Genomic DNA, 26,091 nt, shown 5'->3' with positions numbered 1-26,091 from the left:
ACACTGCACTTTTGTGGGTCCGGCCCCCGCGGTCGGGAGCGGCGCAGAGCGGGCGTGGCGGGGTGGGGCGGCGGGCGTCAGCGGGTGCCGCGGAGCAGGACCGTGCCGTCGTCGGTGCGGACCTCGACCGAGGCGATCTGGTCGACCGGCCACTTGCTGGTGCCGACCGGCTCGGCGGTGGTCGAGGGGCCGTAGTTCCAACTGGTGACGGGCATCGTGGTGCCGGCGCGGTTGGTGGCGTACAGCTCGTAACCGTAGGTGGTGTCCGGGCCGGGGGCGCCGCCGTCGCCGGTGAACCGGCAGTCCAGGTCCACGCGGGTGCCCCAGGGCTCGGAGACCAACCGGACGTCGACGGCGAGCGGGTTCGGGACCACCGCCTGCAGCGGCAGGCTGAAGGCGACCGGCGAGGTCACCGTCGACGGCGGGGTGCCGGAGCCGCCCGGGGTGCCGGAACCCGGGGCGCCGTCGGACCCCGGCCAGAACGCGACCAGCGCGAGGACGACGGCCGCAGCGGCGACCAGGCCGCCGAGCGCGCCGTACCGGACCCGGCTGCGCCGGCGTCCGCGGGCGACCGCCGTCGACAGTCGCGGCAGCAGGTCGCCCGGCAGGTCGTCGGGGACGCCGTCGGGTGGGCCCTCGCCGACCACCTGGGAGAGCGGGACGTCCGCCAGCAGGCCCGGCAGGCCGGACAGTTCGGCGACCGCGGTCCGGCAGCGGGCGCAGGCGTCGAGGTGACGCTCGTAGCGGCGCCGGTCGGCGGGCGTCAGCGCGCCCAGCACGTACGCGGCGTCCCACTCGGACACCGCGGCGTGCTCCCAGGCGACGCCGAGGTCGTCCTCGCTCACGACACCACCCCCATCTCCTGCAGTGTGAGGCGCAGGGCCTTCAACGCGTAGTGGGACCGGGACTTGACGGTCCCTTCGGGCACGTCCAACGTGCGGGCGGCCTCGGCGGTCGACCGGCCCCGGTAGTACGTCTCGACCAGCACCGCCCGGTGCTCGGGTGAGAGCCGACCGAGCGCGTCGGCCACGAGCCAGGACTGGAGCAGGCCGTCCACGTGGTCGGCGTCCGCCCTCTCCGGGGGTTCGCCGGTGGACACCTCGCGGTTCCAGCGGGCACTGCGCCACTCGTCGACGACGAGGTTCCGCGCCACCCGCAGCAGCCACGCGCGGGTCGCCTCGGACCCGCGCTCCAGCACCTCGGGGTGCTTCCAGGCCCGCAACAGCGTCTCCTGGACGACGTCCTCGGCGCGCCCGCGGTCGGCGGTCATCCGCAGGACGTAGCCCCACAACGCCCGGGCGTGGGCGTCGTGCAGCGCGACCATGACCTGTTGGTCGGCGGACGGCTCGGCGCTCACGACCCCTCCAACGGGTGGACGTCACATCTGGTTCATCGGCGCGGTGGTTGAACCCGCGACCACCATGGTCCGTGGTGAGGGGGTACGCGCACCACCGCACGCGACCCCGCGTCGCTCTCCGAGAGGACCCCGATGACTCCCTCCGACCTCCGTGACCGCCCGGTCACCCGCCGCTGCGCGCTCGCGGGCCTCGGCGGCGTCGGCGCCGCCGCCGTCCTCGCCGCCTGCTCGTCCGGCGGCTCCGACAGTGGCTCCGACAGCGGTGGCGGTGGCACCACCGCCGCCACCAGCAGCGCCCCGGCCACGCCGGCCTCCTCGGCCCCGGGCTCGGCGTCGAGTGCGCCGACCTCCGCGGGCGGCAGCCCCGCGGGCGACGCGATCGCCTCGCTCTCGGACATCCCGGTCGGAGGCACCGCCTCGGCCCAGGTCAACGGCGAGACCGTGCTGCTGTCCCAGCCCACCGCGGGCCAGGTCGAGGCCTTCAGCCCCGTCTGCCCGCACCAGGGCGGCCAGGTCAAGCCCGACGGCGGCAAGTTCCGCTGCTCGCTGCACTTCTCCGAGTTCGACCTCGACGGCGGGGTGACCAAGGGCCCGGCCCAGTCGGGCCTGCAGTCGATCGCGGTGTCGGTCTCCGGCGACAGCGTCGTGGAGGGCTGACGTGCTCGCCATCGACGAGATCAACGGGCTGCCGGCCCACATCCTGCTCGTGCACGCCGTCGTCGTGCTGCTGCCACTCGCGGCGATCGCGTTGGCGCTGTCGGTGCTGTGGCCCGCGGCGCGGCGTCGGCTGGGGATCGTGACGCCGCTGCTCGCGCTCGTCGGCCTGGTCCTGGTGCCGATCACGACCAACGCCGGCGAGTGGCTCGAGGGCAAGCTCGGCGAGAGCCCGCTCATCGAGAAGCACGCGAACCTCGGCGACCAGTTGCTCCCGTTCGCCGTCGCGTTGTTCGTGATCGCGCTCGCGCACTGGGTGTGGTCGCTGCGGCTGCGCCGTCAGGCGGACGCCGCGCGCACCGAGACGGTGGGCTCCGGATCCGGCGGTGGGGTCGCCGTGGCCGAGCGCACGAGCACGGCGGCCGGCACGTCGACCGCCACCAAGGTCGGCAACGTCGTGTTCGCCGTGCTCGGCGTCGTCGCCGCGGCGCTGACCATCTGGATGGTCGTGCGGATAGGGGACTCCGGCGCCCAGGCCGTGTGGCAGGGCTCGGTCAGCTGACGCTCACGCGGTCGGCCCCACGTGGGTGTCGAGCCAGCTGTTGAGCGGACGCACGGCCCGCCAGCCGTCGACCACCCGGTCGAGCAGGCGCGGGTCGTGCATCCACTCGGCGGGCTCGTCGTGGCGTGACGCCGACAGCGCCTTGCGCCGCAGCAGCGACGCGCGGGGGTGGGTGTCGTCCCACGGCTTCGGGATGCGCTTGAGCTCGTCGCCGCGCACCGCGAAGCCCTTCTTCTGCAGCGTGTTGGTGACCCGCACGGCGAGCGGCCCGGTGCGGTCGTCGGCGAGCGCCGCCCGCAGCGCCCGGGCCCGGGCGGTACTGCACCACCAGTACCCGCCGGCGACGACGAGGCCCTCGGCGGACATCTGCACGTAGTACGCGGCCTCGCCGTCGCCCCCGACCACCGCTCCGGCGTGGGTCTTGTACGGCGTCTTGTCGTTGCTGAACCGGACGTCGCGGTAGGGGCGGAAGAACTTCGCGGTGCCGAACTCCGGCGCGAGGGCCGCGAGCAGGGCGGTCATCGGTGCGGCGACGGCCCGGTCGTAGACGTCCTTGTGATCGGTCCAGTAGGCCTTGGAGTTGTCGGCCTCGAGCCCCTCGAAGAAGTCCAGCGCCTCCTCCGGGAACCCCTCGAACGGCAGGTCGGTCGTCGCGCGCGCCACGCCCCCGACGCTACCCAGCCGTGCAGGGTCAGCGACCGGCGAGCTGCGGGTCGACCGCGAGCCGGCGGCCGACCTGCCGCCGCTGGGCGAGGGTCGCCAGCCACGACAGCAGGCCGTTCACCGCGATGTAGAGGACCGCGACGACCAGGTAGGCCTGGACCGGGACCTGGTAGAACTGCCCGATCGTCTGTGCATTGTGCAACAGTTCGGTGTAGCTGACGGCGTAGCCGAGCGTCGTGGCGATGAGGATGGCCACCACCTCGGTGATGAGGGCGGGCAGCAACCGGCGCAGCACCTGCGGCAGCACGACCAGCCGCATCATCGGCCAGTAGCGCAGCCCGATGCTCTGCGCCGCCTCGACCTGGCCACGGTCGAGTGACTGCACGCCGGCGCCGACCAGCGCGGCCGTGTACGCCACCGAACTGATCACAATCGGGATCGTCAGCTGCCAGAACACCGGCAGCGTCAGCCCGGCCCGGGGAAGGCCGAGCTGGAACACGTAGAGCAGCAGCAGCACCGGCAGCGACCGGAACAGCTCGACGTAGCCGCGCGCGAGCCAGCGGACCGCGCCGGTGCGCGACAGCCGGGCGAGGGCCACGCCGACACCCAGCGGCAGCGCGAACACCGTCGCCACCGCCGTCACCACCAGGGTGTCGCCCAACCCGGGCAGCAGGAACTTCGTCCAGATCTGCGAGACCCGGAACGGCAGCCACTTTCGCCCCTCGAGCTGGCCGTGCGCGGCGAACTCCAGCACCGCCACGACGACCAGAGCGGCGACCACGACGGCCACCACCACCGTCGCGACCCGGACACGGCGCCGCCCGCGGGGTCCGGGGGCGTCGAACAGCACGCGGTCGGTGGTGCTCACGCGCGGGCTCCGGCGACCGCGACCCGGCGCTCGAACCGGGCGGTCACCCACCCGACGCCGAGGGCGACCACGACGTAGAACACCGCCGCGACGAGGAACGTCACGAGCGCCTCGGAGTAGCGGATGGTGAGCGCCTGCGACTGGTAGGTCAGCTCGGCCACCCCGACCGCCGCGGACAGCGAGGTGTTGAGCACGACGGCGATGAGGACGCTGCCCAACGGTTGCACCATGCTGCGGTACGCCTGCGGCAGGATCACCAACCAGAGCGACTGCCGGAACCCCAGCCCGATCGCCCGCGCCGCCTCGGCCTGCCCGACGTCCACCCCGGCGATGCCCGACCGCACGAGTTCGCACACCGTGGCCGAGAAGGTCAGGCTGAAGCAGATGACGGCCGAGGTGAACAGGCCGGTGGTGATCCCGACCTCGGGCAGCCCGAACACCCACAGCACGAGCAGCACCAGCGCCGGCAGGTTGCGGAACACGCCCACCCACAGCGTGCCGACACCGCGGAGCAGCGGCACCGGCGAGATCCGCGCGATCGCGACCAGCGTGCCGAGCACGACGGCGCCGACGAATCCCAGCGCCGACAACTCGGCCGTGACGAGCAGGCCCCTCAGCAGGTCCGGGAGCAGGTCACCGAGCACGTCTACGAACCGTCGACCGAGCCGATCACGGGCGGCTTCGGTGCGTCGCCCGACACCACCTGTCCGATCGTGAGTGCGTACAGGCGCTTCCAGAGCCCGGCGTCCTCGATCGTCTTCAGCCAGTCGTCGACGAACGCCTTCATCTCCGGGTCCTGCTTCGGGGTGCCGATGCCGTAGGGCTCCTGGGTGAAGGGCGTGCCGACCACCTTGACGTCGTCGGCCTTCGTCGCGTCGCCGAGCAGGATCCCCTGGTCGAGCACGTACGCGTCGGCGCGTCCCTGCTGCACCGCCTGCACGCAGGAGTTGTCGTCGGCGAACAACTGGACCTTCGCCTGGGGCGCGTACTTCGCGATGTCGGCCGCCGCCGTGGAGTTGCTCTCGGTGACGACGGTCTTGCCGTTCAGGTCGTCCACGGAGGTGATGTCGGTGTTGTCCTTCTTCACCAGGATGGCGTCGCCGGACAGGTAGTACGGCCCGGCGAAGTCGACCTTCCGGGCCCGTTCCGGCGTGATCGTGTACGTGGCGAACACGGTGTCGACGGTGTTGTTCTGCAGCAGCGCCTCGCGGGTGGCCACCTGGGTGATCGTCAACGACGTCGAGGGTTTCCCGATGATGTACTTGGCCAGCATCATCGACAGGTCGGCGTCGAACCCCGTGAGCTTGCCGGTGACGGGGTCCTTGATCGAGAACACCGGGCCGGCGTCGGTGCCGCCCACCTTCATGACGCCCGCTTCCATGATCTTGGCCATGAGGGTGCCGGCCGGGACGGAGTCGGCCACGGGGGCGTCGGCGAGGACCTTGTCGAGGGAATCGGCAGATCCGTCGCTGTTCGTGGCGGATGCGCCACCGGCGGTGTCGAGTTGGGAACTGCTCGCGCACCCGGTGAGGGCGATGAGCGCGGTCAGTGCGAGGCCTGCGCCCGTGAGGCGCCTCCGGCCCGGACGTCCGGTCACGACGACTTCCCTTCGGCGGTGTGGGTCAGGACCTTCGACAGGAAGTCGCGGGCCCGGTCGGTGCGGGTGGCGGTGAAGAACTGCTCCGGCGGCGCCTGCTCGACGATCGAGCCCGCGTCCATGAACACGACCCGGTCCGCCGCCTGCCGGGCGAACCCCATCTCGTGGGTGACCACGAGCATGGTCATGCCGTCGCGGGCGAGGTCGACCATGACCGCGAGGACCTCGTTGATCATCTCGGGGTCCAGGGCCGACGTCGGTTCGTCGAACAGCATGAGCGTGGGGTTCATCGCGAGCGCCCGGGCGATGGCCACCCGTTGCTGCTGCCCGCCGGACAGTTGGGCCGGAGCCTTCTCGGCCTGGTCGGCGACCCCGACCCGACGCAGCAGGGTCATGGCGCGCTCGCGGGCGGCCGCGGGCGCCTCGCCGCGGACCTTGACCGGCCCGAGGGTCACGTTGTCGAGGACGCTCTTGTGGCCGAACAGGTTGAACGACTGGAACACCATGCCGACGTCCGACCGCAACCGGGCGAGCGCCGCCCCCTCCTGCGGGAGCGGCGCGCCGTTGACGGTGATGGTGCCGCTGTCGATCGTCTCCAGCCGGTTGATGCACCGGCACAGGGTCGACTTCCCGGACCCCGACGGCCCGACCACCACGACCACCTCGCCCCGCGCGACCTCGAGGTCGACGTGGTCGAGTGCGCGCAACGCGCCGAACGACTTCACGACCTGGTCGAGGACGACCACGGGGCCGGACGCGTCGGACATGCCCCCGAACTACCCCGTAACGGACACATCCAACCAAGATCGACCGGATCGTGACGTCACGGTCATCCCGCTCGAACCACCGCTCACGAACCCGGGAACCCGAGCTGCCGCCAGGCCTCGTACGTGGCGATCGCCGCCGAGTTGGACAGGTTGAGCGAGCGCCGCGCGGGTTGCATGGGGATCCGCAGCGTGGCGGTCACGTGCGGGTCGGCGAGCACGGCGGCGGGCAGCCCCGTGGCCTCGGTACCGAACAGCAGCGCGTCACCGTCGCGGTAGGCGACCTCGGCGTAGGACTGCGTGCCCCGCGCACTGAAGGCGAAGGCCCGTGCGCCGTCGAGGGCCGCCCAGAGGTCGTCGAGGCCCGGGTGGACCGTCACGGTCGCGAGGTCGTGGTAGTCCAGGCCGGCGCGGCGCAGCTTGGCGTCGTCGAGGGAGAAGCCGAGCGGCTCGACCAGGTGCAGGTGGGCGCCGGTGACGGCCGCGAGGCGGATCGCGTTGCCGGTGTTGGGCGGGATCTGGGGTTCGACGAACACGACGTGGAGCACCGCGTCACCGACCCCGCGGGCGCGGCGCGGACACCCGGCCGTCGGACACGGGAGGCGACTCTAGCCAGCACCGCCGGCCGGCCGGAACCGCGGTGGCGGGCCGGTGGCGCGCCCGTGGTGGGGGTCCCGCCCACCCCGTGCATGAGCGGACGGGATTCGGGGTAGATCGATTCGCGGTGCCGTGCTGCCCGCAACCCCGGGCGCGCGAGGTGGCTTTCGGGGGATCGGGGCGGACGGATGACGTGGTCGTGGACCTCGTCCATCCCGCCGAGCCCTGAAGCACCCTCGGTCGCTCGCCAGTTCATCGAGTCGTCGTTGAGCCGGGCCTATCGCGACGTCGCGGCCGTGGCGGACACCTGCGACGACCTCACGGTGATCGTCAGCGAACTGGTCACCAACTCGGTGCAGGCCGCCACCACCGACCTGCAGGTCGACCTCGAGATCGACGACGTCTGGGTGCGGCTCGCCGTCACCGACGCCGCGACCGGCATGCCGTCGGTCACCGGCCCGGCCGCCTCGACGCAGCCGTACGGCCGTGGGCTCGCCATCGTGGCGGCGCTCGCCAGCGACTGGGGAGTGGTGCCGCTCGCGGCCCCGCGCGACGGCAAGACGGTGTGGGCGCGCCTCGGCCTCGCCACCCCGCCCGACGCCTGACGCCTGCCGTTCGAGCCGGGAACGGGGTGCGCCGGCCCGGGTAACCTCGGGTCAGTGAGTGCCCCGGACGTCCTGATCGAGGAACGCTCGGCGTTGGAGGAAGCCGACCGCGCGCTCGAGCACATGAAGGTCGCGGCCGCCGCGGTCGCCGACTACGGCGTCGACGCCCTGGCTAGTGAGTCCCTCGGCCGCATCCGTGCCCAACGACTGGCCGCGCTGGCCGCCGACCCCGGGGTGCCTGCCTTCTTCGGGCGTATCGACACCGTTGCACAGGCCACCGATGTTCCGGCCACCGATGCCGCGGACGTCACCGTTGCACCCGCCACCGGTGACGACGGCGAGTCGTTCCACATCGGCCGCCGGCACATCCGCGACGAACTCGGCGATCCGCTCGTCATCGACTGGCGGGCGCCGATGTCGAGCGCGTTCTACCGGGCGAGCCCCACCGACCCGATGGGTGTGCACCGCCGCCGCCGGTTCGGGTTCCGCGACCGGGTGCTGACCTCGTTCGAGGACGAGGTGCTCGACGGTCCCGCTCCCGCCGTCGACGACGACGCGGTGTCGGAGTTGCTGCGTGCGGAGATCGAGCGCCCCCGCACCGGCCCGATGCGCGACATCGTCGCCACCATCAGCCCCGACCAGGACGACCTGGTGCGGGCCGACCTCGACACGTCGCTGTGCGTGCAGGGTGCGCCGGGCACCGGCAAGACGGCCGTCGGCCTGCACCGAGCGGCCTACCTGCTCTACACCTACCCCGAGCGGCTGCGGCGGTCCGGCGTGCTGGTGGTCGGGCCGAACGCCGCGTTCCTGGACTACATCGAGGCCGTGTTGCCGACGCTCGGGGAGTCCGGGGTCCGGCAGGCCACGGTCGACGACCTGGTCGGCGTCGTGGGCGAGCCACCCGTCGAACCTGCCGCCGTCGCCGTGCTCAAGGGCGACGCCCGGCTCGCCGCCGCCCTGCGCCGCGCGGTGCTCCGGCACGTCGCGAAACCCGTCGACGACGTCGTGATCACCGGCGGTCCGGTCGGCACCCGGCGGTTCCGCGTCCCGGTCGAGCGCCTGCGCCGGCTGGTCGACGACGCCCGCCGCGAGGTCGCCGCGGGATCGCTGCGGTGGTCGGTGGCCCGGTCGCGACTCGCGGCGCAGGTGGCCGAGGACGTGCGCCGCCAGCGGGAGGACGCGGGCGGGGCGCCGAGCGACCGCGAGACCGCCGCCCTCTCCCGTCGCCCCGGCGTGCGGGAGTTCCTCGACGCGGTCTGGCCCGCGATCGACCCGGCCGCGCTCCTCGCCCGCTTCTACGCCGACGACGACTTCCGCCGCCGGTGCGCCCCCGACCTCACCGACGCCGAGCACGACCTGCTGCACCGGGTCACGCCCGCCGCCCGTCGGGCCCGGCGATGGACGGTCGCCGACACCGTGCTGCTCGACGAGATCCGCGGACTGGTCGACGGGGTGGACACCGTCGGCCACGTCGTCGTCGACGAGGCCCAGGACCTCTCGCCCATGCAGTGCCGCGCCCTCGCCCGGCGCTGCCCGGGCGGCTCGTTCACCGTGCTCGGCGACCTGGCGCAGGCCACCACCCCGTGGGCGCCGGGCGCGTGGGCGCCGACCCTCGAGGCGCTCGGCCACCCGGAGGCGGTGCTGCGCCCACTGACCGTCGGGTACCGCGTGCCCGGCGCGGTGCTCGAGGTGACCAACCGGCTGCTGCCGCTCATCGCCGAGGGCCTCACCCCGGCGTCGTCGCTGCGGGCGGCGCCCGACGCCCTGCACCACGCCCGGGTCGAGGACCTGGTCGTCGAGGTCGAGGCGGCGCTGGAGCGGGAGGGCACGGTCGGGGTCATCGCTGCCGACGCCGCGGTCGACGGCGTCACCGCCCGCCTCGCCGACCTCGCGGCGCGGGTGGGGACACGGCTGGTCGTCGTCCCCGCGACCGTCGCCAAGGGCCTGGAGTTCGACACCGCCGTGGTGGTCGACCCCGAGGCGATCGTCGCCGCCGAACCCGCCCGGGTCGTCGGCCTGCGCCGCCTCTACGTCGTGCTCACCCGCGCGGTCAGCCGGCTGGTGATCTGCGGGGGCGAGCCGGTTCCCGAGCTCGCCTGAACTCCGCTCCGGATTGCCGTTCCGGCCGCGCGCGACTACCCATGTGGTAGGAACCCCGAGGTAAACCGCCGCGTACACCACCCCCGTACAACAGCGGACACCACCCACCCGAACGGTGACGACGGCCGCGGCGACCCCGTGCGACGAGCGTCCCCGAACCTGGAGGTCGTTGTGGCCACACCCGGCGCGCCCGACACGGACGCCGTCCAGCTGTTGACGCCTGAAGGGGTCCGGCGCGAGCACCCGGACTACCCCCTCGAGATCACCGACGAGGAGATCGGCGCGCTGTACCGCGACCTCGCCCTCGTCCGCCGGTTCGACGGCGAGGCCACCGCGCTGCAGCGCCAGGGCGAACTCGGGTTGTGGGCCTCGTGCCTCGGCCAGGAGGCGGCCCAGGTCGGCGCCGGTCGCGCGTTGCGGCCCCAGGACATGGCCTTCCCGACCTACCGCGAACACGGGGTCGCGTGGGCGCGCGACATCGACCCGATGATGCTGCTGTCGATGTTCCGCGGCACGGACCTCGGCGGCTGGGACCCGATCGCGACCCGGTTCGGCATCTACACGATCGTGTTGGGCGCGCAGACCCTGCACGCGGCGGGCTACGCCATGGGTGTCGTGCGCGACGGCGCGGTCGGCACCGGTGACCCCGAGCGTGACACCGCGGTGCTGGCGTTCTTCGGCGACGGCGCCTCGAGTCAGGGCGACGTGAACGAGTCGTTCGTGTTCAGCGCCGCCGGCAACCTGCCGGTCGTGTTCTTCTGCCAGAACAACCAGTGGGGCATCAGCACGCCGGTCGAGAAGCAGACCCGCATCCCGCTGTACCAGCGCGCGCTCGGCTTCGGCTTCCCCGGCGTGCGCATCGACGGCAACGACGTGCTGGCCTCGCTCGCCGTCACCCGCAAGGCGCTCGAGGACGCCCGCACCGGCCAGGGCCCCACGCTCATCGAGGCCTTCACCTACCGGATGGGCGCCCACACCACCTCCGACGACCCCACCCGCTACCGGCTCGACGCCGAACTCGAGGTGTGGCGGCTGCGCGACCCGATCGAGCGGGTCCGCGCGTACCTCTCCCGGACGGCGGGTTTCGGCGCGGACTTCTTCGACGCCGTCGACGCCGAGGGTGACCAGTTGGCCGAGCGGGTCCGGGCGACGGTCCGCGCGCTGCAGGACCCCGGCCCCATGGTCCCGTTCGAGCACGTCACCACGCACCTGTCGGACCACCTGCGGTCCCAGCGCGACGACTTCGCGCGGTACCTCGGCTCCCTGGAAGAGGCGGCGAACTGATGGCGACGCTCACGATGTCCAAGGCGCTCAACGAGGGTCTGCGCCGCGCGATGGACGACGACCCCAAGGTGCTGATCATGGGGGAGGACGTCGGCAAGCTCGGCGGCGTCTTCCGCATCACCGACGGCCTGCAGAAGGACTTCGGTGAGGACCGGGTGTTCGACACCCCGCTCGCCGAGAGCGGGATCATCGGCACCGCGGTGGGTCTGTGCCTGCGCGGTTACCGGCCGGTGTGCGAGATCCAGTTCGACGGCTTCGTCTACCCGGCGTTCGACCAGATCGTGTGCCAGGTCGCGAAGATGCACAACCGCTCGGTCGGCAAGGTGCGGTTGCCCATGGTCATCCGCATCCCCTTCGGCGGCGGCATCGGCGCGGTCGAGCACCACTCCGAGTCGCCCGAGGCGTACTTCGCGCACACTGCCGGGCTGACCGTTGTCTCGTGCAGCGATCCCGTCGACGCCTACTGGATGATCCAGCAGGCCATCGCCCTCGACGACCCGGTGGTCTTCTTCGAACCCAAGCGCCGGTACTGGGCCAAGGCCGAGGTCGACACCACCGCCTCGCTCGCCGACGCCTACCCGTTCGACCGCGCCCGCGTGGTGCGGCCGGGTACCGACGTCACGCTCGTCGCCTACGGGCCGATGATCACGACGGCGTTGCAGGCTGCAACGATCGCTGAAGACGAGGGTCGTTCGATCGAGGTCGTCGACCTGCGCACGCTCTCGCCGCTCGACACCCCCACCGTGGTCGAGTCGGTCCGGCGCACCGGGCGCCTCGTCGTGGTCCACGAGGCGTCGGTGACGCTCGGGATGGGCGCCGAGGTCGCGGCCCGGGTCCAGGAACAGGCTTTCTACTCCCTCGAGGCACCGGTGCTGCGGGTCGGCGGGTTCGACACCCCGTACCCCGCCAGCCGCGGCGAGGAGGAGTGGCTCCCCGACGCCGACCGCATCCTCGACGCCGTCGACCGCGTCCTCGCCCACTGACGAAGAGGTCTTCCGCATGCCACAGCTGCAGCAGTTCCGTCTCCCCGACGTCGGCGAAGGTCTCACCGAGGCCGACATCCTGCGGTGGGACGTCGCCGTCGGTGACACCGTCACCGTCAACCAGGTGATCGTGGAGGTCGAGACGGCCAAGGCCGCCGTCGAACTCCCCTCGCCGTACGCCGGGGTCGTGCAGGCCCTGCACGTCGAGGAGGGCGCGACGGTCGAGGTCGGCACGCCGATCATCACGATCGACACCGGCGGCGAGGCCACCGGACCCGTGCCCGGCGACGACATCTCGGTGCAGGCCGCCGCGGGTCACGGCGCGCGGGTCGTCGACGACGCCGGCAAGCGCGAGCCGAACCTGGTCGGCTACGGCCCGGGTCACCGGGGCAGTCGGCGTCGGGCCGCGGCTGCGGTGGCGCCGGTCGCCACCGCGCCGGTCGCCACCGCGCCGGTCACCACCGCGCCGGTCACCACCGCGCCGGTCGCCACCGCGCCGGTCGTCACGGTTCCGGTCGTCACGGCTCCGGTTGCGCCCGCCCCCGCGCCGTCGGTGCTCCCTCCCGGGGGCGACACGAACGGTTCGGGGTCCGTCCTCGCCAAGCCGCCCGTCCGGCAGCTGGCGAAGGCGCTCGGCGTCGACCTCACGACCGTCACCCCGACCGGTCCGCACGGCACCGTCACCCGGGCCGACGTCGAGGCCGCGGTGAGCGCGCCCGCGCCCCAGGCCGCGGCACCGGTCGTCACATCGGGTGCGCGCGAGGAGCGGATCCCGGTGCGGGGCGTCCGCAAGCACACTGCCGCGGCGATGGTGAGCTCGGCGTTCACCGCGCCGCACGTCAGCGAGTTCGTCACCGTCGACATCACCGCCACGATGGAGCTCCGCGACCGGGTGGCCGGCCGGCCGGAGTTCCGCGACGTCAAGCTCAGCCCGCTGGTGTTCGTCGCCCGCGCGCTGCTGCTCGCCGTGCGCCGCACGCCGGAGGTCAACGCCAGCTGGGTCGAGGACGCCGACGGCGCCACGATCGTCCGCAAGCACGTCGTGAACCTCGGCATCGCGGCGGCGACGGAGCGCGGCCTGGTCGTCCCGAACATCCCGGACGCCCACACGCTCTCGCTGCGCGAGCTCGCCGGCGCGATCGCCGACCTCACGGCGGTGGCCCGGGCCGGGCGGACGACGCCCGCCTCGCTGTCCGGCGGGACGATCACGATCACGAACATCGGTGTGTTCGGGATCGACGCCGGCACCCCGATCCTCAACCCGGGCGAGGCGGCGATCCTCGCCGTCGGGGCCGTGAGGCGCGCGCCCTGGGTCGTGGTGCGCGACGGCGTCGAGACCATCGAGCCGCGGTGGGTCACCCAGCTCGCGCTCTCGTTCGACCACCGCCTGGTCGACGGCGCCGAGGGCTCCCGCTTCCTCGCCGACATCGCGGCCGTCCTGCACGATCCGGGCCTGGCGGTGCTCTGAACCCGTAGATCATCAGGGTGAGGAGGCCGTCTGCCGAAGATCCTGAGGTGAATCGGCCCACCCGACCGGGAATTGTTCAGGGCCCGGAGGTATTGTCTCCTGTGGGCCGCCACGGCGGCGGTCCGGTCACGAGGAGAACGTCATGAGCACCGCCCGTCGCATCTCGAGCACCGCCCGCGCGCGTCTCCGCGCGCGTCGCGATCAGCGCGCGTTCCAGCGCGCATACCAGCAGGCTTCGCCCACCATGCAGTCCGAACTGCTGGCCCTGGCGCAGCACCAGCGGATCGACCACTGACACCAGCAGTCGTCCCGACGACGAAGGCCCGGTCCACCTCACGGTGGGCCGGGCCTTCGTCGTGTCGGTGGGGAGTCGTCAGTACGTGAAGCCGTTCGACGAGAGGAACGCCAGCGCGACGACGAACAGGATGATGTCGATCGCGCCCAGGATGATGGCGGCGATGGCCATGCCCTTGAACTTCGCGCCCTTGTTGGCCCGGTTGAGCCCGATGAACCCGAAGATGAGGGCCAGGGGGCCCAGGACGATGTTGAAGATGAAGATGCCGACGATGCCGCACACCAGACCGGCGATGGCCAGGCCGTTCCCCTGCTGCGGCTGGCCGCCCGGGTAACCCCCGGGTCCGCCGGTGTAGGCCGGCGCGTTGCCGTACCCCTGGGTGCCGGTGTTCGCTGGCGGCGGCGGGTAGGACGGGTTCGACGGCGTGTTCGGGTCGTACGACATGGGCACCCCTCTGCGACTCGGTCAGGTCAACAGACGTCTTACCGGGCAACGACCGCTGTGTAACGCGCGTGATGAAACGGAGACACGATGGACCACGTGAAGTTGGGCGCCAGCGGGCTCGAGGTGTCGCGCATCTGCCTCGGGTGCATGAGCTACGGCGCGTCCGACCAGGGCACCCACCCCTGGTCGCTCGGCCCGGACGACACCGACGTGTTCATCCGGCAGGCGCTCGACGCCGGCATCAACTTCTTCGACACCGCGAACGTCTACTCGCTGGGCAGCAGCGAGGAGTACGTCGGAGCGGCGCTGGCGAAGCACGCCGACCGCGACGAGATCGTCATCGCCACCAAGGTCTTCAACCGCATGCGCCCCGGGCCCAACGGCGCCGGCCTCTCGCGCAAGGCGATCATGACCGAGATCGACCACTCGCTGCGCCGGCTCGGCACCGAGTACGTCGACCTCTACCAGATCCACCGCTTCGACCCCACCGTCCCGATCGAGGAGACGATGGAAGCGCTGCACGACGTCGTCAAGGCGGGCAAGGCGCGCTACATCGGGGCGTCGTCGATGTGGACCTGGCAGTTCCAGGCGATGCAGCACGCGGCCGCGACCCACGGCTGGACGGCGTTCGTCTCGATGCAGGACCACCTCAACCTTCTCTACCGCGAGGAGGAGCGGGAGATGCTCCCGTACTGCCTCGCGACCGGCGTCGGTGTGATCCCGTGGAGCCCGCTCGCCCGCGGCAAGCTCACCCGGCCGTGGGACGCCACCACCGCCCGCAGCGAGACCGACGAGTTCGGCAAGTCGCTCTACCGCGACGAGGACGCCGCGATCGTCGACGCCGTCGGCGAGATCGCCGCCGAACGCGGCGTTCCGCGCGCCCAGGTTGCCCTGGCCTGGGTCTCGCGCCACCCGGCCGTCACCGCGCCGATCGTCGGCGCGACCAAGCCCGGGCACCTCACCGACGCCGTCGCCTCCCTCGACCTGCAGCTCACCGACGACGAGGTCGCCCGCCTCGAGGCCCCGTACCGGCCCCACGAGGTCGCCGGGTTCTGACTACCGCAGCACCTCCACCCGGATCGGGAGGGGCAACGCGGCCCACGCCCGGTCGGCGGTGAGCACGGTCGGCGGATCGGACCGCACTGTCAGGGCCAGGCACAGCCGGTCACCGAGGGACAGGGCTCGACCGCCGTCGAGCGACCGGAGCGCGCCTGCGAGCTCGGCGTCGTCGGCCGACACCGGAACGATGCCGACACCTGCTGCGGCGAGCAGGCCGCGGACCTCACGTGGCCGGCCGCCCCGGTCGACGACCTTCCCGATCACCTCGGCGAGGTTCGCCGCGCCGAGTGCGGACCCCTCCAGCTGGCCCGCGACCAGCTCGGCGCCCGGCTCGTCGCCGATCACGGCGAGGACTGCGGAGGCGTCGAGGACGGTCACTCCCCGGCCGCCGCCGCGGCCCGACGTTCCGCGAGGAGTTCGTCGACGAGGGAGCGTCCCGGCGAGAGCGCCCGGCCGAGCGCGCGCAGACCCTCCACGGCGTCGGCCGGCCGTTCGAGCACGAGCCGCCGACCGTCGACACGGACGTGGAGTTCGTCGCCGGGGGCGAGGCCGAGCGAGGACCGGATCTCCGCGGGGATGACGATGCGACCCTGGCGTCCCAGCACCACCGTGGCATCCACGCCGTCATCGTGGCACGATGCCGTCCCGCATGCCACGTGGTCACGACGACGCCACCCGGGCGAGGCGATCGTGCCGGAGCCGGTCTCAGCCGATCAGGGCGCGGCGCAGTTCGGCGGTGTCGGCGTCGGTCCACCCGGCCGAGGCGAGGAAGGCGGCGGTGCCGCCGAAGTGCTCGTCGATGCCCTGCAGCACCGCGGGCATGGTGCCGACGCGCGGGGCGTGGTCCTCGACGGTCGTGCCGGCGACGTCGTCGTGGTAGGTCGGGCTGCCCAGCAGGCGGTCCAGGATCGCCGCCGCGTTCGGCACGGTCGCGAGGTAGTCGGCCTCGATGGCGTCACGGTCGACCCCGACGAGGTCGAGGGCGAGGGCGACCACGGTGCCGGTGCGGTCCTTGCCGGCGGCGCAGTGCACGATCGTCGCCCCGTGGTCCTCGGCGCCCTGGGCGATGTCGCGGAGCGCGGCGACGATGGAGTCCGGGCGCTGCACGAGGTAGCGCAGGTAGACCCGCGCGACCGGGTTGGGCGACCAGTCGCGGATCTCGTCCTCGGGTTCCTGGTGGCGCTTCTCCCCCTCCTTGCGGGCCCACGGCAGGATGTCGGGGCCGTCGTCCTCGAGTTCCTCGGTGGCGGCGGCGTCGGTGGTCTCGCCGACCTCGGGGAACAGCGAGAGGTGGTCGACCCGCACCCCCGGCACGCCGTCCAGCCGGCCGGGGCCGGTGCCGCGAAGTTCGACACCGGTGCGCAGGTCGACGACGCGGCGGACGTGGAGGTCGTCGACCAGGCGGCGGACGTCGGCGTCGGACAGGTCCTGGAGGTTGTCGGAGCGGAGCAGCACGCCGTCACGGACCTTGCCGGCGCCGTCCGCGAGCGGGAGTCCGCCGACGTCGCGCGTGTTGACCGTGCCGTCGAGTTCGATGTCCGCCACGTCCTCGAACCTACCGACGCGCGTGCGGACCGGCGGTCAGCTGGTCGCGGCCTGCAACGCGGTGTAGGTGCCGAGCACGTCGCGGGTGTCGTTGCGCGTGATCTCGGTGGTCAGCCACGACCGGCCGAGGGTGCCGAGTCGGGCGTCGGTGACGCTGTGGGTCGCACCGTCGGGCGTGACCAGCGTGGCCGTGGTGCCGTCGATCGTGACCTCGGCGAACAGCGGGGTGTCGGTCGGCAGTGGCGCGTAGGGGCCGTTCATCAGCGCGACCGGGGTGCCGGCGTCGATGACGAAGTAGGCCCAGTAGTCCAGGCCGAGGACGACGTGGATCCCGGCGGTCGACGTCGACGCGTCGTACAGGAAGTCGGAGAACGCGCCGAGCAGGATGCCGGAGCCGTTGGTGGTGCGGCCGCCGGTGGCGTCGAGCCGGAACCAGGCGCCGATGTAGGAGATCGGCGCGCCGAGACACGCCTGCTGGTAGGCCGCGCCGGGCAGCGGCCGGGTGAGCGAGGGGCTCGACAGCTGCAGGGCGCCGTCCTGGGCCACGAGGTCCAGCGCGCCGGTGTAGCGGTAACGCTGGCCGGAGTCGGCCCGCGGCAGCCGCCCGGACTTGCCGGCGTAGGAGTCGTGGAACACCGCCCGGGGGGCGGAGGCGGGCGCGGCCTCGGCCGCGGCGGCCGGCCCGAGGACGGCGGCCCCGGCCGCTCCGGCGGCTCCGAGGGACCCGGCCAGCAGGAAGCTGCGACGACTCGACACACGTAGACCGTACGTGGGGAAGTCATGTGCCGCACAGTTGATCAACGCAAAGAATCTCGAACGACGACGAGCCCGCCCCGACGTCGGTGTCGGAGCGGGCTCGTCGGGTCGGGTGGCACCCACCCGGGTCGTGGCTCAGAAGGCCTCTTCGGCGACGTCCATGAGGGCGTTGTCGGTGGCCTCGACGACCTTGCGGCGGCTGCGGATCTCCGGCAGCACGGTCTGGGCGAAGAACCGGGAGACGGCGACCTTGCCCTCGTAGAAGGCGCGGTCGGCGGCCGAGAGGCCGTTCCCGTCGAGCTTGGCGAGCGCCACCGACGCCTGCCGCAGCAACAGGTAGCCGACCAGCAGGTCGCCGAGGGTGAACAGCAGCCGGGTCGTGTTCTGGCCGACCTTGTAGAGGTTGCGGACGTCGTCCTGGCTGGACTGGGCGAAGCCGATCAGCGCGCCGACCATCTTCCCGGTGTCCTCGAGCGCGCCCTGGACCGCGGCGGCGTCGTCCTTGAGGCGGCCCTCGTCGGCGATGGACTCCAGGAACTTCACGATCTCGCCCGACACCGCGCCGAGGGCCTGGCCCTTGTTGCGGATGATCTTGCGGAAGAACAGGTCCTGGCCCTGGATGGCCGTCGTCCCCTCGTAGAGGGTGTCGATCTTGGCGTCGCGGATGTACTGCTCGAGCGGGTAGTCCTGCAGGTAGCCCGAGCCGCCGAAGGTCTGCAGCGCCTGGGCGAGCTGGTCGTAGGCCCGTTCGGAGCCGAAGCCCTTGACGATCGGCAGCAGCAGGTCGTTGATGTCGCTCGCGGCCTGCTTGTCGCCCTCGCCGCTGAGCTCGACCTCCTGCACCCGGTCCTGCACGGACGCGGTGTAGAGGTCGATGGCGCGCAGGCCCTCGGCGTACGCCTTGTTGAGCATGAGGCTCCGGCGGACGTCGGGGTGGTGGATGATCGTCACGCGCGGCGCGTTCTTGTCGGTCGACTGCGTGAGGTCGGCGGACTGCACGCGGGTCTTGGCGAACTCCAGCGCGTTGAGGTAGCCGGTCGAGAGGGTCGACATGGCCTTGGTGCCGACCATCATGCGGGCGAACTCGATGACGTTGAACATCTGCGCGATGCCGTCGTGGACGTCGCCGACGAGGTAGCCGGTCGCGGGCTCCTTCTCGCCGAAGCGCAGCTCGCAGGTCGTCGAGGCCTTGAGGCCCATCTTGTGCTCGACGTTCGTGACGTAGGCGCCGTTGCGCTCGCCCAGCTCGCCGGTCTCGAGGTCGAAGTGGAACTTCGGCACGATGAACAGCGACAGGCCCTTGGTGCCGGGGCCCGCACCCTCGGGCCGCGCCAGCACCAGGTGGATGATGTTGTCGCTCATGTCGTGCTCGGCGCTGGTGATGAAGCGCTTGACACCTTCGATGTTCCAGGTGCCGTCGCCGTTGTCGGTGGCCTTGGTGCGGCCGGCGCCGACGTCGGACCCGGCGTCGGGCTCGGTGAGCACCATGGTCGAACCCCACTGGTGGTCGACCATCTGCTGGGCCATCTTCTTCTGGTCCGGCGTGCCGAGCTCGAACAGCAGCCGCGCGAAAGCCGGGCCCGACGAGTACATGTGGACGGCCGGGTTGGCGCCGAGGATCAGTTCGGCGAGCGCCCAGTGCAGCGACCGGGGAGCCTCCTGGCCGCCGAGCTCGGGCTGCACGTCGAGGCGCCACCACTCGGCGTCCATGAGGGCCTTGTAGCTCTTCTTGAAGCCCTCGGGCATGGTCACCGAGTGCGTGGCGGGGTCGAAGACCGGCGGCGTGCGGTCGGTCTCGAGGAACGACGCCGCGACCGGGCCCTCCGCGAGTCGGGTGACCTCGGCCAGGATGCCCCGGGCGGTCTCCTCGTCGAGCTCGGCGAACGGGCCCTGGCCCAGTCGCTCCCCGAGGCCGAAGACCTCGAACAGGTTGAACTCGATGTCGCGCAGATTGGCCTTGTAGTGACCCACGGCGGTTGGCTCCTTCGCGGTGCGGGTGCGGGAGGCGGAGGGGTTACCCGCCAGTAACCCCACGGTATTACCCGCCGGTAACATCCCGCAAGCGCGTGCGCCGGTGCTCACGCAACCCTGTGGTGCGACTCCTCCACCCCGTCCCGGAGGTGCCGGTTCGCGTTCATGTGAACGCGGCGCCGCCTGCGACGGCTGGTCAGAGGGCGCGCAGGCGGATGGTCGGGTCGAGGGCGCGGAGGCGCTCGAGCAGACCGGGCAGGGCGTCGTCCGAGACGCCCGCGACGTCGAGGATGACGTAGCCGACGTCGCCGCGGGTGCCGAGCAGCTGGGCCTCGACGTTGACGTGGTGCTCGGCCAGCACGGCGTTGAGCGCGGCCAGCACACCCGGCACGTTGCGGTGCAGGTAGGCCAGCCGGCGGGTCAGCGGCGGGGCGGCGAGGGCCAGGGCCGGCAGGTTCACCGACAGCGGCGTGGCGCCCTCGCGGGCGTAGTCGCGGAACTTGGCGGCGACGAAGTGCCCGATGTCGCGCTGCGCCTCCTCGGTCGACCCGCCGATGTGCGGGGTGAGGATGACGTTCGGCAGCCCCCGCAGTTCCGAGACGAACTCCTCGCCCCGGGCCTTGGGCTCGACCGGGAAGACGTCGACGGCCGCACCGCCGATGTGGCCCGAGGAGATGTGCCGGCGCAACGACGCGTAGTCGACGACGAACCCCCGCGAGAGGTTGAGGAACAACGCGCCGGGCTTCATGGCCCGGAACTCGCCCTCGCCGAACAGCAGGTCGTTGGACTTGCGGCCGTCGACGTGCAGGGTGACGACGTCGGCCACCGAGAGCAGGTGGTGCAGCGACTCGGCCGCGGTGGCGTTGGAGAGCGCGAGCTTGTCGGCGGTGTCGTGGAAGACCACGCGCATGCCGAGGTTCTCGGCCAGCACCGACAACTGCGTGCCGATGTTGCCGTAGCCGACGATGCCGAGTGTGCGGCCGCGGATCTCGTGGGCGCCGTCGGCCGACTTGTCCCAGATCCCCGCGTGCATCGACTCGTTCTTCTCGGTGAGCCGGCGGGTGAGCGCGATGATCTCGGCGATCGCGAGTTCGACGACGCTGCGGGTGTTGGAGAACGGCGCGTTGAACACCGCGATGCCGGCCTCGGCCGCGGCGGCGAGGTCGATCTGGTTGGTGCCGATGCAGAAGGCGCCGATGGCGAGCAGGTGCGGCGCGGACTCGATGACCTTGGCCGTGACCTGGGTCTTGGACCGGATGCCGAGCAGGTCGACGCCGTCGAGCGCGGCGATGAGTTCGTCCTCGTCGAGCGCGCCTTCGAGCGACTCGACGGTGAACCCGGCGGACGCCAGCAGGTCCACGGCGTCCTCGTGGATGTGTTCGAGCAGCAGCACGCGGGTCACGTACCGGGATTCTACGGTGGCCGGACAGCACGGGACCCGCCGGCGCTGGACGCGCGGGCGGGTCCCGGGGTCGTGCAGGTGCGGGCCGGGCTCAGCGGCGGGCGGCCGCGCCGTTGCGCCCGGTGACGGCCTTGTAGATCAGCAGCACGATGATCGCGCCCACGATCGACCCGAACAGGCCCGAGAGCTGGAACGCGCCCTCGGAGGCGTCCTTGTGGAAGATCGCGTAGCCGATGAAGCCGCCGACGAGCGAGCCGACGATCCCGATGATGATCGTCGTGACGATGCCGATCCCGCCGGTGCCAGGCACCAACAGCCGGGCCACGGCGCCGGCGATCAGGCCGACGATGATCATGACGATGACGGTGGTGACCATGACGCACTCTCCCCTTCGAGCGGGAACGGACGTCGCTCCCTCGGACGTCGGAGTACCCACCCAACTGCGTCGTTAACGACGTAAACCACTCGGTCACCGAACCGTGTCCGGGTGTAACGCCGGAGGCGGCGAGGACGCTGACCTGCGGCCCCTCCTCTCCGGTTGAAGGCTCAACCAGTGCGCGGGCAAGCGACCCCGGTACAGTGGGACGCATGGGGACGGCCTGGCTCGACGACGCACAACAGGGGGCCTGGCGGGCCTATCTCCAGGCCTCGAACACCCTCTGGGACGCCCTCGACCGGCAGCTGCAGCGCGACTCCGGCATCAACCACGCCTACTACGAGATCCTGGTGACGCTCTCCGAGTCGCCCGGCCACGAACTGCGGATGAGTGAGCTGGCCGAGCAGCTGCTGTCGTCGCGCAGCCGGCTCTCGCACGCCGTCGCCCGGCTCGAGGAGCGCGGCTGGGTCGAGCGGGTGGCCTGCGAGACCGACCGCCGCGGCCAGAACGCCCACCTCACCGAGGCCGGGTTCGCGGCGCTCGTCGAGGCGGCCCCGGGGCACGTGGCGGCGGTCCGCGCCACCCTCGTCGACGTGCTGACGCCCGAGCAGCTCGAGCAACTGCGCACGATCAGCGAGGCCATCAAGGCGGCGTCGAAGGCGTACGACGCCGACCAGCGCGCCGACCTCCCGGACTGACCGACCCTTCGATCCGACGGACCGCTGGATCAGCGGTAGGCGGAGATCCCGGTCAGCGCCTGCCCGACGACCAGGGTGTGGACCTCGTTGGTCCCCTCGTACGTCAGCACCGACTCCAGGTTGTTGGCGTGCCGCAGCGGCGGGTACTCGGTGGTGATGCCGGAGCCGCCGAGGATGGTGCGCGCCTCGCGGGCGACGGCCAGGGCCGTGCGCACGTTGTTGAGCTTGCCGACGCTGACCTGCTCCGGGGTGAGGGTGCCGGCGTCCTTGCGGCGTCCGAGGTGCATCGCCAGCAACGCCGAGGTCGACACGTCGACGGCCATGTCGGCGAGCTTGCGCTGGGTGAGCTGGAAGCCCGCGATCGGACGACCGAACTGCTCGCGGGTGCCCGCGTACGCCAGCGCCGAGGCGAGCGAGTCGCGCGCGGCCCCGACGGCGCCGAAGACGATGCCGAACCGGGCCTCGGACAGGCACGACAGCGGCGCCCGGAGTCCCTCGCCGAGCGGCAGGCGCGCGGCGTCGGGCAGTCGGACGTCGTCGAGCACGATCTGGCCGGTCACCGAGGCACGCAGGGACAGCTTGTGGTGGACCTCGGGCGTCTCGAACCCCGGGGTCCCGCGCGGCACGAGGAAGCCGCGGATGCCCTCGTCGGTCCGGGCCCAGACGGTCGCGACGTCCGCGAGCGGGCTGTTCGTGATCCACATCTTGGTGCCGTTGAGGATCCAGTCCGAGCCGTCGCGCACGGCGCGGGTGCGCATCGAACCCGGGTCGGATCCCGAGTCGGGTTCGGTGAGCCCGAAGCAGCCGACGGCGTCACCCGCGGCCATCCGCGGCAGCCACTCCTGCTTCTGCTCCTCCGATCCCCACTTCCAGATCGAGAACATCGCCAGCGAACCCTGCACCGAGACGACGCTGCGCAGGCCGGAGTCCGCGGCCTCGAGTTCCTGGCAGGCCAGGCCGTAGGCGACCGCGCTGGTCCCGGCGCAGCCGTAGCCGTCCAGGTGCATGCCGAGGACGCCGAGCTTGCCCAGCTCGGGGATGAGGTCGCGCGGGAACGTGCCCCGCTCGAACCACTCCGCGACGTGCGGGCGGACGTGGTCGACGGTGAACTGCCGCACGGTGTGCGCGATCGCGCGCTCTTCCTCGCTCCACGTGGACTCGATGTCGACGAGGTCGAACGGGTCGGAGATGCCAGCCATGCCCACAGTCTGCCTCCCCGGACGCCCGTCCGCCGGGGACGGCGGCGGGCCGCCGGACTTGCCCGTTCGGGAGTGATCGGTTCCTGAGAGGCGTACCGCGGTGGTTCAGCCTCTTTCCGGGTAACCTGACCGCGAAGTAGGTTCCTCGGTGACGGTGCCCCACACCGTCTTCCCAGCGGCTGAGACGCACGGTCCGTCCCACCACGGCCCGTGCCGACAAGCCCGCGCCCGCGGTCGGCTTCGGGGGAAACGGCCGCGGGCGCGGCCTTGTCGTCGCTCTCGCCGCGCCGGTCGCGGTCAGTCCGGGGCCGTCACCCCTCGAAGAGGACCTGACCCGGGTAGCCGCCGTCGGCCGCGCCCGGGAGCACGGCGAAGACCGCCGAACCGACGTGCCGCACGAACGGTGTGAGCGCGTCGAGCGCCGCCAACTTCAGCTGGACGGGGACGAACACCCGCCGCGGATCGGTCTGGAACGCCTGGAAGAACAGCCCGGCCTCGGCCGTGCCGTCGGAGCGGAACCCCTCGTCGTAGGCGTAGGAGCGGCGCAGCATCGTGATGCCGCCGTTGTTGTCGGGGTGGGTCAGCCGGACGTGCGCGTTCGCCGCGACGAGCGGACGGCCGTCCGGGCCGGTGCGGGAGAAGTCCATCGGGTCGGTCTCGCGGGTGAGGCCGAGCGGGGCCCCCGATCCCTTCTGCCGGCCGATGACCTGCTCCTGCGCCGAGGTCGACAGGCGCGACCAGGTGTCGAGCGACATCCGGATCCGGCGGCACACCAGGTAGCTGCCGCCGGCCATCCAGGGCGCGTCACCCGCGTCGTCGGCGGTGACCCAGACGGCGGCGTCGCGGTCGCCACCGGTCGGGTTGCCGGTGCCGTCGATCTGCCCCATGAGGTTGCGGCGCACGGCCGTGACGTCGACGGTCGTCGTCGCCCCGGGCAGGAAGCCGACCTGCTGCCAGCGGGGCACGGCGAACTCGGCGCACGCGTCGACCAGCGCCCGCGTGACCACGGCGGCGAGGTGCGGGTCCTCCGCGCACACCTGCACGGCGAGGTCGCCGCCGCTGCGGGCGGGGTCGAGTTGGTCGTTGTTGAACGACGGCAGGGGCGCGAGTGCCGCCGGGACCGGCATCCCGGCCGCGGTCAGGCCGCTCGCCCCGACCGCGACGGTCGTGGTGAGGTGGCTGGGTCGCAGACCGTTCGCGGTCTCGTCGAGCGCGGCCGGCCAGTCGCCGCGGGCGACCGCCGCCCCGAGCCCGCCGACCGCCTGCAGCGCCCGCTGCAGCGCGGTGCGTGCCTCGGACGCCGACGCGGTCGGACGCAGGTCGAGGGCGGTGAAACGCAGGGCGGCGGGTGGCCGGTCGGTGATGCCGGCCTGGTGCTCGCCGGGGAACGCGACGGGGGCGACAGCGCCCGCGACGGCGTCGTCGGCCGACGTGTCGGAGCCACCGGGCCAGACCGCGTGGCCCACGCCCACACCGCCCGCGGCCCCGGCGACCACACCGCCGCCGACCAGCCCGGCCCGGCCGAGGAAGACGCGTCGGGACGGACCGCGGGGGGCCTCCCGGGACTCCTCCGCCGCGTCGTCGCCCACGCCTCTCGACGGTACCGACCCGGTTTCCGGGCCCGGTCAGCCCGAGGCGTCGAGCCGGTGCAGGTCCAGCGCGACGAACACGGTGAGGCGGCGGTCGGGGTCGTCCAGGAACGGTCCGATGGCGTCCTCCAGGCGGAGCACCCGGGCGCGCAGGGTGTTGCGGTGCACGAACGACCGGCGGGCGGCGTCGGCGGTGTTGCCGTGGGCGTCGCGCAGCACGCGCAGCAACCGGCGCATGTCGGCCGCCTCCGGGCCGGGGCCGGCGGCGGGGCCGAGGACCTCCGCGACGAACGCGCGGCGTTCGTGTTCGGGCAGTTGGTGGAGCAGCCGCACCACGCCGAGCTTCTCGTAGGCCGTGACCTGGTTCGCCGCCCCGAGCCGGCGCCCGATCGTGGCCGCGCGGCGGGCCTGGCGGTGGGCGCCGGGCAGGCTGCGCAGGTCGTCGACCGGTCGGCTCGAACCCAGCGCCACGGGCACGTTGACGTGGCGGCGGACGGCCCGCAGGACGGTCTCACCCGACACCTGGTCGCCGACGAGGAACACCACGGCGCCGTCGTGCACCAGGACCACCGCACGGTCGTCGAGCGCCCGCACCGGTGGTTCGACCTGCCGGGCCAGGCGCTCGAGCCCGGCCCGCCCGAGCGCCGCCTCGAACGGCTCTAGCGCCATGGTGACGTGTCGGCGGGCGGGGAAGGTCCGCTGCCGGCGGCTCTGCCGGATCGCCGCCTCCCGCGCGACCAGGTCGTCGCCGAGGATCGTCGCGAGCACGGCCCGGGCCGGAGCGGTGCGCGCCCGGTCGAGGTCGTGCACGCGCAGCGCGAGACTCAGCACCGGAGCCACGACGTCGACCAGGGCGACCTCGTGGGCGGACAGCGCTCGCTCCCGGACCATCGTCAGCGCACCGCCCATCGGCTCGAGCGACCGTCGGTCGACGACGTCGTCCGAGCCGGCCGGCGGGGCCAGCGAGACGACCGCGACGCCCGCGAGTTCGATCTCGACGCCGGCGGCCAGTTCGTCGGCGAGCCCGGTGGCCACCGCGACCAGGTCGACGCCGCCCCCGAGCACCCGGGCGAGCGCGTCGCCGGTCGACCCGGCGTCGCTGGCGGCGTGCACCGCGGCCTCGACCGCGCGCAGCACCGCGGCGGGTTCGCGGCCGTCGGCGTCCCAGAGCAGGCCGGCGCCCGCGGCACGGGCGAGTTCGGCCGCGCCCTCCGGCGGCGAGACCCGGCGCCCGGGGCAGCAGACGACCACGGCC

The 26,091-nt window shown here is 72.6% G+C and carries 29 protein-coding genes; 10 read left to right on the top strand and 19 right to left on the bottom strand.

Going from position 1 to position 26,091, the window contains the following annotated elements; all coding sequences use genetic code 11:
* Positions 1 to 77 precede the first annotated feature (77 nt).
* Both ACXR2U_RS16660 and ACXR2U_RS16655 read right to left on the bottom strand, forming a co-directional pair.
* Positions 78 to 845 (bottom strand): anti-sigma factor family protein, encoded by a 768-nt coding sequence (locus ACXR2U_RS16660; RefSeq protein WP_458826189.1) that lies wholly within the window; start codon positions 843 to 845, stop codon positions 78 to 80.
* Positions 842 to 1,357, bottom strand: a complete 516-nt coding sequence (locus ACXR2U_RS16655) for a sigma-70 family RNA polymerase sigma factor (RefSeq protein WP_458826188.1) — start codon at positions 1,355 to 1,357, stop codon at positions 842 to 844. Before ACXR2U_RS16655 ends, ACXR2U_RS16660 begins: the two co-directional genes overlap by 4 nt.
* A gap of 132 nt (positions 1,358 to 1,489) precedes the next feature.
* Here ACXR2U_RS16655 and ACXR2U_RS16650 point away from each other — a divergent pair, with 132 nt between their 5' ends.
* On the top strand, positions 1,490 to 2,014 hold the full coding sequence (locus tag ACXR2U_RS16650) for a Rieske (2Fe-2S) protein (RefSeq protein ID WP_458826187.1): 525 nt from the start codon (positions 1,490 to 1,492) through the stop codon (positions 2,012 to 2,014).
* Position 2,015: 1 nt separating this feature from the next.
* Positions 2,016 to 2,573 (top strand): hypothetical protein, encoded by a 558-nt coding sequence (locus ACXR2U_RS16645; RefSeq protein ID WP_458826186.1) that lies wholly within the window; start codon positions 2,016 to 2,018, stop codon positions 2,571 to 2,573.
* A gap of 3 nt (positions 2,574 to 2,576) precedes the next feature.
* Here the strand turns inward: ACXR2U_RS16645 and ACXR2U_RS16640 are convergent, their stop codons facing one another.
* The 6 genes from ACXR2U_RS16640 to ACXR2U_RS16615 form a co-directional block, all read right to left on the bottom strand.
* Complete coding sequence (locus ACXR2U_RS16640) at positions 2,577 to 3,236, bottom strand: DUF2461 domain-containing protein (RefSeq protein ID WP_458826185.1); 660 nt, start codon at positions 3,234 to 3,236, stop codon at positions 2,577 to 2,579.
* Between the two features lie 28 nt (positions 3,237 to 3,264).
* Complete coding sequence (locus ACXR2U_RS16635; protein WP_458826184.1) at positions 3,265 to 4,104, bottom strand: amino acid ABC transporter permease; 840 nt, start codon at positions 4,102 to 4,104, stop codon at positions 3,265 to 3,267.
* Positions 4,101 to 4,748, bottom strand: a complete 648-nt coding sequence (locus ACXR2U_RS16630; RefSeq protein ID WP_458826183.1) for an amino acid ABC transporter permease — start codon at positions 4,746 to 4,748, stop codon at positions 4,101 to 4,103. The genes ACXR2U_RS16635 and ACXR2U_RS16630 overlap by 4 nt, the downstream gene beginning before the upstream one ends.
* Positions 4,749 to 4,750: 2 nt before the next feature.
* Positions 4,751 to 5,701, bottom strand: a complete 951-nt coding sequence (locus ACXR2U_RS16625; protein WP_458826182.1) for a glutamate ABC transporter substrate-binding protein — start codon at positions 5,699 to 5,701, stop codon at positions 4,751 to 4,753.
* Positions 5,698 to 6,468, bottom strand: coding sequence for an amino acid ABC transporter ATP-binding protein (locus ACXR2U_RS16620; protein ID WP_458826181.1), 771 nt, complete (start codon positions 6,466 to 6,468; stop codon positions 5,698 to 5,700). Before ACXR2U_RS16620 ends, ACXR2U_RS16625 begins: the two co-directional genes overlap by 4 nt.
* Positions 6,469 to 6,551: 83 nt before the next feature.
* On the bottom strand, positions 6,552 to 7,013 hold the full coding sequence (locus tag ACXR2U_RS16615; RefSeq protein WP_458826180.1) for a tRNA (cytidine(34)-2'-O)-methyltransferase: 462 nt from the start codon (positions 7,011 to 7,013) through the stop codon (positions 6,552 to 6,554).
* Positions 7,014 to 7,250: 237 nt separating this feature from the next.
* On the opposite strand from ACXR2U_RS16615, the gene ACXR2U_RS16610 reads away from it, so the two are divergent.
* The 6 genes from ACXR2U_RS16610 to ACXR2U_RS16585 all read left to right on the top strand — a co-directional run bounded on the left by ACXR2U_RS16610 (position 7,251) and on the right by ACXR2U_RS16585 (position 13,797).
* Positions 7,251 to 7,667 (top strand): ATP-binding protein, encoded by a 417-nt coding sequence (locus ACXR2U_RS16610; RefSeq protein ID WP_458826179.1) that lies wholly within the window; start codon positions 7,251 to 7,253, stop codon positions 7,665 to 7,667.
* Between the two features lie 54 nt (positions 7,668 to 7,721).
* Positions 7,722 to 9,767: a HelD family protein gene (locus ACXR2U_RS16605; protein WP_458826178.1), complete on the top strand. Its 2,046-nt coding sequence runs from the start codon at positions 7,722 to 7,724 to the stop codon at positions 9,765 to 9,767.
* A gap of 171 nt (positions 9,768 to 9,938) precedes the next feature.
* Complete coding sequence (locus ACXR2U_RS16600; protein WP_458826177.1) at positions 9,939 to 11,051, top strand: thiamine pyrophosphate-dependent dehydrogenase E1 component subunit alpha; 1,113 nt, start codon at positions 9,939 to 9,941, stop codon at positions 11,049 to 11,051.
* Complete coding sequence (locus ACXR2U_RS16595; RefSeq protein WP_458826176.1) at positions 11,051 to 12,034, top strand: alpha-ketoacid dehydrogenase subunit beta; 984 nt, start codon at positions 11,051 to 11,053, stop codon at positions 12,032 to 12,034. Before ACXR2U_RS16600 ends, ACXR2U_RS16595 begins: the two co-directional genes overlap by 1 nt.
* A gap of 16 nt (positions 12,035 to 12,050) precedes the next feature.
* Positions 12,051 to 13,502 (top strand): dihydrolipoamide acetyltransferase family protein, encoded by a 1,452-nt coding sequence (locus tag ACXR2U_RS16590; RefSeq protein ID WP_458826175.1) that lies wholly within the window; start codon positions 12,051 to 12,053, stop codon positions 13,500 to 13,502.
* A 142-nt stretch (positions 13,503 to 13,644) separates the two neighbouring features.
* Positions 13,645 to 13,797, top strand: coding sequence for a hypothetical protein (locus ACXR2U_RS16585; RefSeq protein WP_458826174.1), 153 nt, complete (start codon positions 13,645 to 13,647; stop codon positions 13,795 to 13,797).
* A gap of 78 nt (positions 13,798 to 13,875) precedes the next feature.
* On the opposite strand, the gene ACXR2U_RS16580 is transcribed toward ACXR2U_RS16585, so the two are convergent.
* The gene (locus tag ACXR2U_RS16580) at positions 13,876 to 14,241 is read right to left on the bottom strand and encodes a DUF4190 domain-containing protein (RefSeq protein ID WP_458826173.1); all 366 of its coding nucleotides are present in this window, start codon (positions 14,239 to 14,241) and stop codon (positions 13,876 to 13,878) included.
* Positions 14,242 to 14,328: 87 nt separating this feature from the next.
* Here ACXR2U_RS16580 and ACXR2U_RS16575 point away from each other — a divergent pair, with 87 nt between their 5' ends.
* Entirely contained in the window at positions 14,329 to 15,297 is a 969-nt protein-coding gene (locus tag ACXR2U_RS16575; RefSeq protein WP_458826172.1) for an aldo/keto reductase, read from the top strand.
* Here the strand turns inward: ACXR2U_RS16575 and ACXR2U_RS16570 are convergent, their stop codons facing one another.
* The 7 genes from ACXR2U_RS16570 to ACXR2U_RS16540 form a co-directional block, all read right to left on the bottom strand.
* Positions 15,298 to 15,678 (bottom strand): type II toxin-antitoxin system VapC family toxin, encoded by a 381-nt coding sequence (locus tag ACXR2U_RS16570; RefSeq protein ID WP_458826171.1) that lies wholly within the window; start codon positions 15,676 to 15,678, stop codon positions 15,298 to 15,300.
* Positions 15,675 to 15,920 (bottom strand): AbrB/MazE/SpoVT family DNA-binding domain-containing protein, encoded by a 246-nt coding sequence (locus ACXR2U_RS16565; RefSeq protein ID WP_458826170.1) that lies wholly within the window; start codon positions 15,918 to 15,920, stop codon positions 15,675 to 15,677. Before ACXR2U_RS16565 ends, ACXR2U_RS16570 begins: the two co-directional genes overlap by 4 nt.
* An 85-nt stretch (positions 15,921 to 16,005) precedes the next feature.
* On the bottom strand, positions 16,006 to 16,845 hold the full coding sequence (locus tag ACXR2U_RS16560) for a tyrosine-protein phosphatase (RefSeq protein WP_458826169.1): 840 nt from the start codon (positions 16,843 to 16,845) through the stop codon (positions 16,006 to 16,008).
* Between the two features lie 36 nt (positions 16,846 to 16,881).
* Entirely contained in the window at positions 16,882 to 17,601 is a 720-nt protein-coding gene (locus ACXR2U_RS16555) for a hypothetical protein (RefSeq protein ID WP_458826168.1), read from the bottom strand.
* A 135-nt stretch (positions 17,602 to 17,736) separates the two neighbouring features.
* Positions 17,737 to 19,572 carry an acyl-CoA dehydrogenase gene (locus ACXR2U_RS16550; RefSeq protein ID WP_458826167.1) on the bottom strand — a complete coding sequence of 612 codons (1,836 nt, stop codon included), beginning with the start codon at positions 19,570 to 19,572 and terminating at the stop codon, positions 17,737 to 17,739.
* Positions 19,573 to 19,768: 196 nt separating this feature from the next.
* A complete protein-coding gene (gene serA / locus ACXR2U_RS16545) occupies positions 19,769 to 20,974 on the bottom strand; it encodes a phosphoglycerate dehydrogenase (protein WP_458826166.1) in 1,206 nt (401 codons plus the stop codon).
* 91 nt (positions 20,975 to 21,065) lie between these two features.
* A complete protein-coding gene (locus tag ACXR2U_RS16540; protein WP_458826165.1) occupies positions 21,066 to 21,350 on the bottom strand; it encodes a GlsB/YeaQ/YmgE family stress response membrane protein in 285 nt (94 codons plus the stop codon).
* A 212-nt stretch (positions 21,351 to 21,562) separates the two neighbouring features.
* On the opposite strand from ACXR2U_RS16540, the gene ACXR2U_RS16535 reads away from it, so the two are divergent.
* Entirely contained in the window at positions 21,563 to 22,048 is a 486-nt protein-coding gene (locus ACXR2U_RS16535; protein WP_458826164.1) for a MarR family winged helix-turn-helix transcriptional regulator, read from the top strand.
* Positions 22,049 to 22,077: 29 nt separating this feature from the next.
* Here the strand turns inward: ACXR2U_RS16535 and ACXR2U_RS16530 are convergent, their stop codons facing one another.
* The 3 genes from ACXR2U_RS16530 to ACXR2U_RS16520 form a co-directional block, all read right to left on the bottom strand.
* Positions 22,078 to 23,247, bottom strand: coding sequence for an acyl-CoA dehydrogenase family protein (locus tag ACXR2U_RS16530; protein ID WP_458826163.1), 1,170 nt, complete (start codon positions 23,245 to 23,247; stop codon positions 22,078 to 22,080).
* A 311-nt stretch (positions 23,248 to 23,558) separates the two neighbouring features.
* Positions 23,559 to 24,836 (bottom strand): Dyp-type peroxidase, encoded by a 1,278-nt coding sequence (locus ACXR2U_RS16525; protein ID WP_458826162.1) that lies wholly within the window; start codon positions 24,834 to 24,836, stop codon positions 23,559 to 23,561.
* A gap of 36 nt (positions 24,837 to 24,872) precedes the next feature.
* Positions 24,873 to 26,091 (bottom strand): PucR family transcriptional regulator (locus ACXR2U_RS16520; RefSeq protein ID WP_458826161.1); only part of this gene is annotated, 1,219 nt, incomplete at its 5' end.

The sequence above is a fragment of the Jatrophihabitans sp. YIM 134969 genome, assembly GCF_054456675.1.
This window is presented reverse-complemented; position numbering and strand designations above follow the sequence as displayed.

Coding starts and splice junctions, on each gene's coding strand:
- ACXR2U_RS16530 (WP_458826163.1), bottom strand. CDS start 23,247: ATGGCTGGCATCTCCGACCCGTTCGACCTCGTCGACATCGAGTCCACG.
- ACXR2U_RS16590 (WP_458826175.1), top strand. CDS start 12,051: ATGCCACAGCTGCAGCAGTTCCGTCTCCCCGACGTCGGCGAAGGTCTC.
- ACXR2U_RS16535 (WP_458826164.1), top strand. CDS start 21,563: ATGGGGACGGCCTGGCTCGACGACGCACAACAGGGGGCCTGGCGGGCC.
- ACXR2U_RS16650 (WP_458826187.1), top strand. CDS start 1,490: ATGACTCCCTCCGACCTCCGTGACCGCCCGGTCACCCGCCGCTGCGCG.
- ACXR2U_RS16620 (WP_458826181.1), bottom strand. CDS start 6,468: ATGTCCGACGCGTCCGGCCCCGTGGTCGTCCTCGACCAGGTCGTGAAG.
- ACXR2U_RS16580 (WP_458826173.1), bottom strand. CDS start 14,241: ATGTCGTACGACCCGAACACGCCGTCGAACCCGTCCTACCCGCCGCCG.
- ACXR2U_RS16540 (WP_458826165.1), bottom strand. CDS start 21,350: ATGGTCACCACCGTCATCGTCATGATCATCGTCGGCCTGATCGCCGGC.
- ACXR2U_RS16575 (WP_458826172.1), top strand. CDS start 14,329: ATGGACCACGTGAAGTTGGGCGCCAGCGGGCTCGAGGTGTCGCGCATC.
- ACXR2U_RS16595 (WP_458826176.1), top strand. CDS start 11,051: ATGGCGACGCTCACGATGTCCAAGGCGCTCAACGAGGGTCTGCGCCGC.
- ACXR2U_RS16585 (WP_458826174.1), top strand. CDS start 13,645: ATGAGCACCGCCCGTCGCATCTCGAGCACCGCCCGCGCGCGTCTCCGC.
- ACXR2U_RS16610 (WP_458826179.1), top strand. CDS start 7,251: ATGACGTGGTCGTGGACCTCGTCCATCCCGCCGAGCCCTGAAGCACCC.